This is a genomic window from Pseudomonas sp. MIL19, from assembly GCF_028680365.1.
GTDB lineage: Bacteria > Pseudomonadota > Gammaproteobacteria > Pseudomonadales > Pseudomonadaceae > Aquipseudomonas > Aquipseudomonas spirodelae.
The window spans coordinates 1-11,830 of sequence record NZ_JAPPVG010000052.1; the positions used below are offsets into that span (position 1 = coordinate 1).

Annotated in this window: 15 protein-coding genes; all 15 read right to left on the bottom strand. The window is 51.9% G+C overall.

Annotated elements, in window-relative coordinates; translation table 11 throughout:
• Positions 1-27 precede the first annotated feature (27 nt).
• Positions 28-288, bottom strand: a complete 261-nt coding sequence (locus tag N1078_RS18720) for a ParE family toxin-like protein (protein ID WP_274089598.1) — start codon at positions 286-288, stop codon at positions 28-30.
• A gap of 60 nt (positions 289-348) precedes the next feature.
• Positions 349-909 carry a hypothetical protein gene (locus N1078_RS18725; protein ID WP_274089599.1) on the bottom strand — a complete coding sequence of 187 codons (561 nt, stop codon included), beginning with the start codon at positions 907-909 and terminating at the stop codon, positions 349-351.
• Between the two features lie 187 nt (positions 910-1,096).
• Positions 1,097-1,441 (bottom strand): hypothetical protein, encoded by a 345-nt coding sequence (locus N1078_RS18730; protein WP_274089600.1) that lies wholly within the window; start codon positions 1,439-1,441, stop codon positions 1,097-1,099.
• The gene (locus tag N1078_RS18735; RefSeq protein WP_274089601.1) at positions 1,438-1,974 is read right to left on the bottom strand and encodes a hypothetical protein; all 537 of its coding nucleotides are present in this window, start codon (positions 1,972-1,974) and stop codon (positions 1,438-1,440) included. Before N1078_RS18735 ends, N1078_RS18730 begins: the two co-directional genes overlap by 4 nt.
• A gap of 147 nt (positions 1,975-2,121) precedes the next feature.
• Positions 2,122-3,858, bottom strand: coding sequence for an anti-phage dCTP deaminase (locus N1078_RS18740; protein ID WP_274089602.1), 1,737 nt, complete (start codon positions 3,856-3,858; stop codon positions 2,122-2,124).
• Between the two features lie 36 nt (positions 3,859-3,894).
• Complete coding sequence (locus N1078_RS18745) at positions 3,895-4,068, bottom strand: hypothetical protein (RefSeq protein ID WP_274089603.1); 174 nt, start codon at positions 4,066-4,068, stop codon at positions 3,895-3,897.
• A 364-nt stretch (positions 4,069-4,432) separates the two neighbouring features.
• A complete protein-coding gene (locus N1078_RS18750) occupies positions 4,433-5,170 on the bottom strand; it encodes a metallophosphoesterase (RefSeq protein ID WP_274089604.1) in 738 nt (245 codons plus the stop codon).
• A gap of 27 nt (positions 5,171-5,197) precedes the next feature.
• Positions 5,198-5,440 carry a hypothetical protein gene (locus tag N1078_RS18755; protein ID WP_274089605.1) on the bottom strand — a complete coding sequence of 81 codons (243 nt, stop codon included), beginning with the start codon at positions 5,438-5,440 and terminating at the stop codon, positions 5,198-5,200.
• Between the two features lie 105 nt (positions 5,441-5,545).
• On the bottom strand, positions 5,546-5,944 hold the full coding sequence (locus N1078_RS18760; protein WP_274089606.1) for a DUF6957 family protein: 399 nt from the start codon (positions 5,942-5,944) through the stop codon (positions 5,546-5,548).
• A 10-nt stretch (positions 5,945-5,954) separates the two neighbouring features.
• A complete protein-coding gene (locus N1078_RS18765; RefSeq protein ID WP_274089607.1) occupies positions 5,955-6,389 on the bottom strand; it encodes a hypothetical protein in 435 nt (144 codons plus the stop codon).
• Positions 6,390-6,405: 16 nt separating this feature from the next.
• Complete coding sequence (locus N1078_RS18770; RefSeq protein WP_274089608.1) at positions 6,406-6,741, bottom strand: hypothetical protein; 336 nt, start codon at positions 6,739-6,741, stop codon at positions 6,406-6,408.
• Complete coding sequence (locus tag N1078_RS18775) at positions 6,735-8,612, bottom strand: TniQ family protein (protein WP_274089609.1); 1,878 nt, start codon at positions 8,610-8,612, stop codon at positions 6,735-6,737. Before N1078_RS18775 ends, N1078_RS18770 begins: the two co-directional genes overlap by 7 nt.
• Positions 8,613-8,624: 12 nt before the next feature.
• Entirely contained in the window at positions 8,625-9,563 is a 939-nt protein-coding gene (locus tag N1078_RS18780) for a TniB family NTP-binding protein (protein WP_274089610.1), read from the bottom strand.
• Positions 9,560-11,515: a transposase gene (locus N1078_RS18785; RefSeq protein ID WP_274089611.1), complete on the bottom strand. Its 1,956-nt coding sequence runs from the start codon at positions 11,513-11,515 to the stop codon at positions 9,560-9,562. The genes N1078_RS18780 and N1078_RS18785 overlap by 4 nt, the downstream gene beginning before the upstream one ends.
• Position 11,516: 1 nt before the next feature.
• Positions 11,517-11,765 (bottom strand): hypothetical protein, encoded by a 249-nt coding sequence (locus N1078_RS18790; protein WP_274089612.1) that lies wholly within the window; start codon positions 11,763-11,765, stop codon positions 11,517-11,519.
• Between the last annotated feature and the right edge of the window lie 65 nt (positions 11,766-11,830).

Consider the following 11,830-nt stretch of genomic DNA (forward strand, 5'->3'; position numbering starts at 1 on the left):
GAGTGAGATCGGCCAACTGCTGCCGCATCAGTGGGTACCTGCCTGAATCACGCAAGGTGAGTTCGGCGGACGCTTACCGTAGCCAGTAGCGGTGATTTGATAGAGCAAACGCCACTCACTGCCGAGCTTGAAGCGCAGCAAACCTTCACGGCAACGCACACGCTTGCCGCCTAGTACAGTAAAAGGCGTTCCCGATAGCAGGGATCGATCAATACCCAGGGCTTTCGCTTGGTAGCAGGCGCTGACCTGGTGAGGACAACTGGAAAGAATGGATTGAATGGTGTGCATGACTGGCTCCGTATGTGGTGTCGGAACCAGTTTCGGTGTGTGGATTCCACAACCAATTGATCAGCGAAGAAAATCCAACAAGTCGTCAAATTCCTTAGCGTCCTGATATTCACTGATGATCAGATCGCGGTACTTCAGCATCAAGGCATTATCTGTAACCACTCCATTGGCCCTCTCGTAGGCTTGCTCAAGCTCACCATTGAGATAGTGGGCCATCATGCTGTCGCCAACTGACAGCGCTGCTGTCTGACTAGCAAGAGTTTTCAGCAGATTTCCCTGGTGTGGGCCAAGCCCCATTTGCGGCCATGCATCCGCAAATGGATTGGGCAGCTTTTCTGTGGATAGATTCGCTTCGACCAAGCGATCCAGCAGAAGGATTAGCTCTTGGCGTAACAGCCCCAGCCCTGCAACAGATTGGCGATCTAGGAACAGCTGCCTAGCCCAGTCTACATAGGCCTGTCGTTCCGAAGGATCTCTGATGAGCATGATCGAAATTTTGGGTGTGCCAAACAGACCCTGCAATACGATTGCGTTCCAGATCAGCACCTCATCGATAGGGTTGAGGTACCAATGCTCTCGACTACCAAAAGCACCAGGGCCATCGGTTCGATGGCGCTCCATTTTTATAAGTGCCGGGAGTGTCGCTTTGAGTGCACCGCGCCCCTTTACTGTCCCAGTCGCGAGCGCTTCAACCAGCGTGTTAAGCGCGACCCTAAGGGCTCCGTACTGCTTTTGAGACAGCGGGCCCGATAGTGGTGGGCAAAGCAATCGCTCCAACACCACCGTGTGCTCAGGCCATTGATTTGGGTTACAGCGCACAGGACTGTTCCAACAATGCGTCTACGGACGGCAACTCATCTGCGTACGCGGGATACTCAGCAATACGTGCCGCTTGGGCGTACCAATCGCTCTGAGCGCAAAAACTACCACTACGCCGATACTCATCAAGCACACCAAGGCAGTAACCAGCCCGCAGGGCAGCAGAGGTTGAGGTTGTAATGCCAGCCAGTAAGTTCTGCTGATCGCGTTTGGAATAAACATTCAGCAACTGCTGGCAGCTGTTGATCAGATGCTTTGAGCCGTCATCAGCCAATGCGTAAGGAGCCGACACGCTGCCGAGCAGCAGAAAAAGCGCAAGGTTAAAAGCTTTCACTCAGTGATTTCCTTTTCAACGCTGGTGAACACAGGCTCAACGCGCGCAGCAGTGATTGGTCGCGCGCTTTCAGTGAGTGCGGTAGGTGCCGCCAAATAGAGCGCTAGAAGGACAAATCCGAATGCAGCTAGCTCTGTGACAGGGTCTGCAACAGTGTTCAGCAGATCAACTGAAGTCCCTAGCTCCTGCTCAAAACCAACAGCAAAACCGAAAATACCTAGGCCCAGACATACCAGCCGTCCCTGAAAAGTCAGCAGCCGATTCACTCCACTCCAAAATCCAGCACCAAAGTTCCGGCAATAGTGGACATGCCGCCTGAGTAGCAAAGCGAAAAGCAGCATAAAGCTCCACTCAAGCCAGGAGACGTCTGCAAGACCTTCTTCATATTCAAAGATCTGAATGGCTTGGCCAGCAAGGCCTAATAGACCTACCAGCCATATCGCAATATGGATCAACCAGCCCAACAACAGGCAAAGACCCTTGGTCAGGCCAGTATCTAACTTTCCGGCCAGCGAGAGTTCGGGGGATTGCATTAGAATTCCTTGTACATTCTTGCTGATGGGTAAGTTGTGACAACAGCATTAATGGGGAATTTGGCATACCCCCGAAACTAGTCATGCCCATCTTAAAAGCCTCCATTAGGTAAGCACGTATTCTATGTGCGTTGTCTAATGAAGGTTTTAGGCTGCACTCGGGCCGGGATCAGGATCTACCGATACAGTCACCGCCGCTGGTGGTGGTGGGGAAGAAGCAGGAATGGGTGTTGGTGGTTGGGAGCCATTGGCTTGCAATGAACCTGGTGAAATCGAGAGCGATGCGCTTGTTGAAACAGGCCTGGATGCTGAAGCACCCGGCAGGGAAAGCACAGGATTCAGCTCTCCCACCCTGGCCTGCAAATCTTGAACAACTTTTCCCTCGATTGTTTCATAAGGATCAAGGTACTGAGTCCCAATATGTCGGGCATCTGTTTTGATGATATCTACAGCTTGACCAGCACTGTTCTTTTTATCACCCTTCGCCATGAAGAAAGCTGCATATTTACTTGGCGGAACACCAGCAAACGTCTCGAACAGAGTTTTATCGGGCGTCCCCGCATCGGTGGTGATTGCGTCTTCATGCAAATCTAGCGCAAGGCTTTTCTCATACGGCTCGATGTAAACCACGCGCTTGATCCCTGCTGCAATAATATGCCGTGCACAGTTATGGCAAGGGAACGTTGTGGTATATAGAACGCATGAGTCTGTAGAGTTACCATGGGAGCGTGCTAGGCCAAGAATTGCTTCCATTTCGGCGTGTATCGCACGTGAAAACTCGATGATCGAACCAGCTCTCGTCTCCTTCTGAATAAGCCGAGCTAGTTCCTCCTTTGTCTCATTACTAACGCTAATTTTTGCGCTAACGATATTTACAATATCGTCAATGAGACGCGATTTATGGATGTCGTTGTAACACTTGGCACCGTGGTAGATACATCTCTGATCGTTTGGAACGTCCGAGGTATACAGGCCACCACCGAATTTCGGCACATCATTCCAGCCAAGGGAAATGACATTCCCTTCTTTGTTAATGATGGCAGCTCCGACTTGTCTACTTAGACACGCAGATTTCAATGACGCGGAATAGGCAGCGTACATCCCCGACTCATCGGTAGTCGGAGTAATGCCATTTTTTCCATGCACCAGTGCCGCGAAACGTTGGCAAGGAGCAGCCAAATTGGAGACCGAATCCTGATTGTTACGAATAAAGTAATCAGCGCACTGAAGCGTTTTTTCTAGCTTTTGACCATGTGAAGCATTCAATTCGTTCCGATCACGATCTATCAAATACTGCGCTTCATGTTTAGGGATTCTTTCGGTGCGCGTGAGGTGGTTAAAGCGTGTTTTTTCCGGGCTCAACACACCGATCAGATAAAAAATATCACCATAAACAAGCTTGAATAGTTCAACTTCCTCTGGGTGTTTGAGCTGATCAATGATGTAAACAGTCTTAGGTGCTTTGGGCCCTTGGCCCTTAGCAATCGTACGCTTGACTGCAATGTCCTGCATTGCCAACGCCGCAAGAATTGGCGAGTCAAATTTCTTCCTAAGCTCGTTCCCCAGATCTTGAAGCGTTGTGTAACGCTCCTTGCCCGACGACACTTCAAGCGATAACTCTGCGAACTCTGCTGGAAGTCCGTGCTCCCTGAAGTGCGCTCTAATGATATCGCTTATTTTGATATGTTCAGTTGTATACCCGTACTCCTCAAACTGAGTACGGGTAGAGCGGATAACATCAGCAAGATTGCAGCCAACTGGGCCGCAAAACGCAATGATAATTTCATCCGCGCGTCTACCTTCGATCCGTTGACGGATGCTCATCGAAGACGATTGGGTATCACCATGGGCAGCAGGTCGTTCCTTGGGTGCTGGGGTAGACATCTTCTGATCCTTGAAGCGTTGACTCAATTTTTCGTGTTACCAGTCGGCCTTCTGAGCGTTAGCCACCACAACCTGAAGAGCTCTTCGATACTCTTCAACTGCCTGCCTTTCCTTGTATTGCGCAAGACCGATCACATTCGAGCGCTGATCTGTGCTGCCCTTCGCAAGCTTTGCGGAGTGCTGCACGCTAGCCTCTTCAGATCTTTTCATCTCGGCGGCATCCCTTGTGTTGTTGGCTATCAAAAACTGGCCGGCATTCTACAGTCGCCTACATTCAATTTATACCTTCATTAAGGTATTGGGATAGCCCCACAACCCCAGGCGACAAACGGTAAAATACGCATTTCAGTACACTTTAGGTAAATACCAACAGAATTGATCGCCCTACCCACCAGCGGGGTGAAACTCGACGCAAGGCAGATATACCGATACATCACGCCGAAACCGCAGCATGAAACGATCACAGCATCAGTAAGGTATCCCGTTACCGGTTCACCGAAGGGGTAGTTGAACGCTTCTGCCAGAAGGCCTGCACCAGGCTCAGTCTGTGTGTTCACAGTGATCGCCTCCATGACTACAGCGTTAGCACCAGATTGGCATTGAAGCCCGTATCTTCGCCTGGGTAGCCTCTTGGATTGCACACAACTCGCGTACCTGCGACCTCATAGTCGACTGCTGTGTGCGAATGACCGTGAACCCACAGATCCACCTGGTCGCCCCCCATCAGGTCTTCCCAGCGATTGGCATACGCAGCATCCATGTGGCCCCCAGCATGAGGGTTGTCCTCAAGCGAACGCAGGGTAGGGGCGTGATGAGTGATCACCACGGTGCGGCCATCGAAAGGCTCCGCCAACTTGGCGCGTAACCAATCGCGGGTTTTTGCGGACTGCTCTACCAAGTCAGCGGGCCGGATGCGCCGATAGTTTTCCGTGCGAATCTGCCGGAAATCGTTCATGGCATTTTGCGCACTGAGGGAGGCGATGGGCGGATTGCCGGTCGCTGCAAAGTCTGTCCACATCGTTGCGCCGAGAAACCGCACGCCAGCAATGATTAGTTCGTCGCGATCCAGTACCCGAACCCGATCATCCTGAGCCGCGCGCATCTTCGCTAAGGTGTAGGTGAGATGGCCGCCATAAAATTCGTGGTTGCCGGGGACATACAACACCGGGCCTGAAAAAGCTTGCTTGGCCCAGGCCACACCCCGCGCTTTGACATCGATATCGCCAGCCAAAATCACCACGCCAGCATCAAGCACCGGTGGGTCAAAAACTCTGAATTCGTTGTGCAGATCAGACAGCAAATGGATACGCATCATCATGTCCATGGCGTTGAAAGTGAGTTACGACTCACCGAAAAAGTCATCGCGCGCGACCCGACCAAACACCTGGTCGTCTGCCGGTTGCTCGTCATCAAACAAGGTGTGGATACGTCGCTCCTGACGCAGATAGGCCAACGTCGAAAAGAAGCAGGACTCACACAGGGCATGCAAGGTGCCAATTTGCTGGCCGTAACCCGGCACGCGCGTGTTACTGCCGCACACCGCGCAATGAACATCGACATCGGTCTGAATCGGCTTATCCATCACGATCACTCCAGGTCTATTGGGCGAGGCAGGGTCGTCCCGCCCTTTAACCGATCCGGTGTTATGCGAAGACCGGTTCGACTCCCCAACCGCCGACCCACGCCATCAAAATATTCGCCCGACAGTCTCCAAAGCGGCGCGTTTACGCACGCCATCGCCAAGCAACACATAGAACGTGCGAAAAGTCTGAAACAAGAACCCCTCATCGAAAGAAAAAAGAGGGGAGGTTCGGACAAAATCACCAACATCCCAGCGCCGCTGGGAGTCATAAATGACGGTGTGCGCATAAATGACCGCAGGCTGGCATCGAGTTTTGTCGAGCAGCGCCCGTTGTTCATCCGTGACATCGAAATCCAACCAAATCCAGTCTCGGACTAAACAGAACCCCGCCATCAGACGGAGGCTTTGCATATATGCCAACGCTTCCTCGTCAGTCATTGCTGAGCCAGACATCGGCTGACCAGGGCCATAGAGCATGTCCGTCACAGCGTGCAGATCGTCCACTATTCTGTCCTCAATCAATCCACTCATCATTGGTGGGGGCTGCACCGTCCGCAGTGAAACGAGCTTGAAGATCACGCCAGACATTTTCTAAAGGCTGGAGCAGTGACCGCTCCTTCCCGGCCATAAAGCGCAGCTGAAACTCCTTGCACGCCAGCTCGGAGATCACCTTTGGTGCGGAGTTGGCATAGCCCGAGTCGAGATAAAGGCTGGTGGGCCGCGTCCTGACAGACCGAGTACAAGCCCGCTCAACTGCCCGCGTTACTAGCGTCGGATCCGCATCCCGTGCAGTCGCCCAGCCCAAAACTCGCTGAGTCTTAAGGTCTTGAACTAATGCGCAGTGCCATGGCTGTCCGGCTGAATGGATGATTGCGACATCTACGACCCAGGCACTCTCTCCGCTGGATTTAAGTGCCTCGACACTGATTTTGGTATTTGGCTTTCTCATCTCAGTACTCCTGCTGTTAATGGATACACCAGCCTGATTGCGCTAGGCGTGCGGTCTGAAAAAGGTCAATGAGTTGTAACAAGGACTGACGGCCACCCCGCGCAAAATTCACAATCATCAGGCAATCGTGTTCGCGCGTCTTAATCAGCCAACGCCGCTCGTACTGCATGATTTCTGTGATCGCACCGGAGATCATGTGCTCGCCCAAGGCGTAGCCCCACGCTTTGTATGCAGACCCGACTAAACAGCCCGCCGCGATGCGGGCATCGGTGACATAACCAGTGATGAGCTCATCCGGATAGTTCTCTAGCAGCGCATCAGCGAGTCGTGCTTTTTGAGAGAGCGTCAGCATGGTGCCTCCTCAAGCTGCTCGGCGAGCTCGCGGATCGTCGGCTTTCGTAGTCGCGCGGCGCGCGCCAAGTCTGCATTGCGCACAAGCAATCCACGCTGCCCCCCACCCGCTTCCTGAGGTGGTACAAGGATCTCGATCTTGGCTGGCCGCCATGATTGGATTAGGTATTGGGTTTTGGTATCGAGTTGCTTGGAAAGCTCAGAAGTCGGCATGTAAGTCAGCAGAAACTCGATCAGGGCTGAGACCGGGACAACATCGCGTTTTGCTTTTCCGTGCGTCTCTTCGACCGCACCCAAGTATCTACCTTGGATCCATTTTTTGATCACCCCGGCTTTCCATCCAGACACCCGCGCAAGATCATCCACGCTCAACGCAACGTCAGGATTGTTGTCTCGAACCCGCTGATCGATATCAGCCTTGTCGAACTGCAAACCGGCAAGCCCAGCAAGCGAGCCGACATGAGCGACCGGCCTTAATGTGCCTTGTAGGACGCCTTGCAACACTCCAACGATCTTGCTGTTAGAGACGCCATGTTTCTCGGAGATGTCTTGAAGCCCAATTAATTGCGATGCTCTGGAGTTTTTGCGGACGCTCCCCACAAGCAGCTTAATAACCCGTTCAACGTCTTCGAGCCGGAACTCGCCCGCCACTAGTACTGGACGCTCGTCGCGCTTGTAGCGACGCAACCCTCCAGCCTGAATGAACCGCTCAAAGAAATTCTTCGAAACGTTGAGGCGCTCCCGTGCCTCAGTAGCAGAGAGATAGGAAGCTCGCTGCGACGCAATTTGATCGAGCGTCGTGCGGTGAATCGCTACGAAACGGCTTTTGCCTTCTTGGTGAACTTTCCCCGCCACCACCTTGTTGATTACCAAGTTGGCAAGGATATCGGGGGCAACACCCAGTAGACGCGCAGCCTCTGCTGCCGAGAACCATTGCAAGGCATCCTCGCTATTGGCACCGAACATCATCGCGCGGGTGCTGAGCCCCAGGCGTCCATCGAAGTGCTCGGCGATCAGAGCCTTGAAGCGATCTCGCAGGAAATCAAAGCTCGGCACCGAATAAGTACTAAAAAGCTCGCGGTACCAAGAGCCGATTCGCTGTGCCAGCCCGACACCTGTGCCGTTGGAAAGTTGATTCTGGAGGGTTGCATCAAAGCGCTGAGGCCACTCGCCCAATAGCGATTCAAGGAAACTCACCATTGCCACCGAGTCCTCTACGGACGAGCTACTGCCAAAGCGGAATTTGGCTGGAAGCCCCTCACTTAATCGGCCCTGTGCCTTAGCCAGTAGAACCAAGAGCTCAGGCAAAAGCGGTTCGTAACCGAGCTGATTGAACGCATCTGGCAAGGCCCTGCAAGCTGACGAGGAAGCTCCAGCCATCAAGGCCGAAAGCTCTGTAGCAAACAACGAGGCTGGTGCAACTGGCGCGCAGCGAAGGTCATAGCCACAATCACAACGCATCAGCTCACGTCGGCTTTGGAAAATCTGCCGCATACATTGCGGACACTGACTGATCAAGCCTGTTTGATGGGTATGACAAGCTGTTACCAACACATGCGACCATGCCCCCTGAGCTACCTTGTCGGCGATCAGGCACGCAGGGCAGACTGGCGAATGCCTCCGGCGCAAGAAACTCTTCTGTGCGAGGTAGCGGCCTTCAGCATTGCGCCACAACGCCAGCTCATCGCTAGCCAGTTCAAAGCAAGCTTTCAGTTGCTCCAGCTCATCCAACGAATAGCTGACTTTCATCGTCAGCCCAGCGTCCCTCAGCAACACATGGGCCGTGCCATAACCATTCTGCTCTGCCTTGCGCATCAGCAGCGAGTTCAAGCTTGCGCCGGGCGTAAGGGGCACGGTCTGGAAGAAAGACATCGCGTGTGCTCCTCAGAACTTCGGAATTGGCAAGTAGGCTTGCTTGAGCACTTTCACGTAAGCGGCATTAAGCTCGCGCTCCGAGATTTCCGTGCTGGAAAGAAACGGATTGTCAGAAAAATACTTCTCGTTGACGGCGTGGGCATAAGCCTTCGCCAGACATTTCGCGTCGATGAGCTTTCGGTCATTACCTGTTTCAGCATGGCTGAACAAATCAATTAGGATGCCGAAACGCCCAACACTGGCGGCATAGAGCGCTTTGATGGTTGTTGCATCCTCAACTTGAATTGACCAGTTTTGATCGCGGTACGCTTCGGCAATAAGCTCGATGCCCGCGGCAAAATGCTGGCGGTCTTCGGCACTGATCCAGGCATAGGGATAAATGAACTCCGTCGTCAGGCACCGGCCACGCAACTGCTCGTTCAGTTCAAGCAAGCGCCCGGCAGACGGTAACCCCATAAGAATGAGTGAAATGTTCAGCTCATCACTCAACACCTTCAGAAAGTCCCCCGCAGCTCGCACTTTTTGAGCACTGCCGTACTCGGAAAGGTGCTGGATCTCATCGATAATGATCGTTCTGACCCCGGCAACATTTAGTTGCCGCAGAGCCTGGTCATACATATCTGATGTACTGCACTTACCGAGTACACGCCCGTCTAAACCACGAATAATGCTCAACGTTAGAGAGCGCTGGTTCGGTTCCACTGGTGCAGTCACCCGGATTAACGGCTTGCAAAGCCGACCATCCAATTCCTGATTAGGAAAGTCTTCCATCCAGGCTTGAGCAATCTCCAACTTACCAATACGGCTCGGGCCGGACAGCGGAAAAATCTGCCGTTCACCCAGTAATGATTGCTCGATCACTTGCCTACCACGCTCATACGATTGCTTCAGCCGGCCATGGAAAAAGCTTTCAGAGCGCGCCACTTTTTTTACAATATTCGTCATCATTTTTTTCTCCTATATGGTTTTGCTGCGCTATCAAAGTGAGCCGGGGATGCCAATGCCACTTCTGCCGCCGGCTGTTGAGCGGCTATAGTGATCGAGGCCTCCGCGCGCTCGATCTCACGCTCGGCTTTACGGTTGCTGTTAATGCGGCCCTTTTTGCTCTTCTTGGCATTCGCGTCATCGATAATTTTCAGCTGGTTCAACACATGCGACTCTTTCGACAAAGCATGGTCTGACAGATAGTTTTGACTTCTGTAATACTTTGCTTGTTCAAAACTCATGGCAGGCATGTAAGTGTTTTTGTTCGGCACCACCAGCCAGCTCTTCGAATCCTCGTCAAAAATATGAATCTGGCTGCAATCTAATGGATTAATAAAGGCATCCACTTTTACTTTAGAATTTGTCTTAAATAGCGCTGACACATACTCGCTTTGATACTGCTGCTTCTTATAATTAATACCATCACGGGTTACATTTAGCGGCAATTCCAAATAATTACGGCACGCATCCAAAAGCTCATCAGCGGAGGGCGCTGGGAACACGACATATTGCTGACTCAAAATATCGAGTGCTTCAATCGGCGTGCAGGGGTACCCAAATTTATCGGAGAGCCTGCCGCTTAATTTGATGTGATAGGTGTCCGTAACCCACCGAATGATGCTGGTATTCAATTCCTCTAGCGTGAGGCTTGCCGATTTCTGTGCATTCTCTAGCGCATGTTGTTCGCGCTTGTCATGAGAGAACTTGGCCCCAGGCAATTTGTTGATCAAAGTCGTATTCAATGTGCCGAATAAACGCTCGATGAATGGCTTCTGGTAGGGCGCGCCCGCGACGCAATACTCCAACAACATCGAAAGATAGCGAGCGGCTTTGACGATCATCGGGCCATGGAAATCCGCACCATTGTCCATGACAAGCGTGCGAATATCCGCCGGCGCTGGCCATGCATGGATGCAGCCATGCTTCTTGCGGAAGTCTTCGCCCTTTGGCGAAAATGCAAACTGAAGTGTTTGCATAACCCCGACCTGACTGGCGGGCTGAATCGTCAGATAAATACCAACAATGGTCAGAGTAGCGGTGTCGATCATCGCGTATAGCGTTGGAGTGCCAATGACGTTGCCACGTGCATCGACAATAAAAATATCAAGCACAGTGGAGTCGATTTCAACACGAGCGTACGGTTCTTTCACATCGAGATAACTCAATGCATTGCGCATAATTGAACGAAAAGTTTTTGAGCTCAGGCGACCCTTTAGCTTTTTAATATTGAGTGCACTGATAAAACGACTCACCGTGCGCCGTGATACACCACCAAGTTCAAAATTTAACTCAGCCGATTTTTCATCACACTTATTGTTAATATCATTAACAATATCCTGAACACTAAAACTATAGCTATTGCAGTATTTTTCTTCGAGAATATTTAAGATGATTTCTTCGACATGGGGATCAATCGACAACGAATGGTGGACGCCACGTTGCGAAAAATTGGCCGCTAAACAATTAGGCGAAAGCGCTGACTTGTAAATAGCCCAAATACGTTCAATAGTCCGCCGTGACGGAATTTTTCGATGGCCAGAATACTTTTTCTTAATTTCTTCGTAGATGTTATCCCATGTACAGTTATCAATATTTTCCAGAATGATATCGATATATTGCTTTCGTTCATCCCGCGAATTTTCTTCTGTTCGACTCAACTGCCGAGGTTCGAAAATTTCATCCAAACCACGCTCATTCTGCTTGCATACAACAAGCTTCAGCTCACCCGCCGCAACGTTGTTACGAAACTCATCGTCCTGGTAGACGTACGTCTCACCCAGGGGCCCAAGCAGCACTACCTGCCGTGCTTTGGTATGGATGCTTGCAATTACATAGCTTCGACCGTCTTTGCCGGCAACCAAGCCATCGACTTTGTAGCGACGCGGGCTGATGTAGCTGTTGTTAAGCGCGGCCATATCAGAGCTCCATAAACTTCATGTGCTCAAGCGAGCCGTGTGCCGCGTCTACGTATGCAGTGTTTGAGAACAGCGGTTGCGTCAGATCGGCACGGAGGAGGCCGTAAGCAAGACCAAAGAAAATGTCTGCGTTCGACAAGCCGGCCAATTGCTTCAGATCACGTGTCAGCCAGCGTTCTTGATGCAGCAAGGCACGGCTGATTTTAAGACCCGCTTCAGCGGCATGTTGCTGCTGGGTTGCGGATTCCACGCTGACTCGGACACCCATTCCACGCACATCCGGACAGTGATTCCACGCTGATCCGGACACTCATT

Coding starts and splice junctions, on each gene's coding strand:
- N1078_RS18785 (WP_274089611.1), bottom strand. CDS start 11,515: ATGGCCGCGCTTAACAACAGCTACATCAGCCCGCGTCGCTACAAAGTC.
- N1078_RS18745 (WP_274089603.1), bottom strand. CDS start 4,068: ATGAAAAGATCTGAAGAGGCTAGCGTGCAGCACTCCGCAAAGCTTGCG.
- N1078_RS18775 (WP_274089609.1), bottom strand. CDS start 8,612: ATGTCTTTCTTCCAGACCGTGCCCCTTACGCCCGGCGCAAGCTTGAAC.
- N1078_RS18755 (WP_274089605.1), bottom strand. CDS start 5,440: ATGGATAAGCCGATTCAGACCGATGTCGATGTTCATTGCGCGGTGTGC.
- N1078_RS18765 (WP_274089607.1), bottom strand. CDS start 6,389: ATGAGAAAGCCAAATACCAAAATCAGTGTCGAGGCACTTAAATCCAGC.
- N1078_RS18780 (WP_274089610.1), bottom strand. CDS start 9,563: ATGATGACGAATATTGTAAAAAAAGTGGCGCGCTCTGAAAGCTTTTTC.
- N1078_RS18735 (WP_274089601.1), bottom strand. CDS start 1,974: ATGCAATCCCCCGAACTCTCGCTGGCCGGAAAGTTAGATACTGGCCTG.
- N1078_RS18770 (WP_274089608.1), bottom strand. CDS start 6,741: ATGCTGACGCTCTCTCAAAAAGCACGACTCGCTGATGCGCTGCTAGAG.
- N1078_RS18720 (WP_274089598.1), bottom strand. CDS start 288: ATGCACACCATTCAATCCATTCTTTCCAGTTGTCCTCACCAGGTCAGC.
- N1078_RS18740 (WP_274089602.1), bottom strand. CDS start 3,858: ATGTCTACCCCAGCACCCAAGGAACGACCTGCTGCCCATGGTGATACC.
- N1078_RS18725 (WP_274089599.1), bottom strand. CDS start 909: ATGGAGCGCCATCGAACCGATGGCCCTGGTGCTTTTGGTAGTCGAGAG.
- N1078_RS18750 (WP_274089604.1), bottom strand. CDS start 5,170: ATGCGTATCCATTTGCTGTCTGATCTGCACAACGAATTCAGAGTTTTT.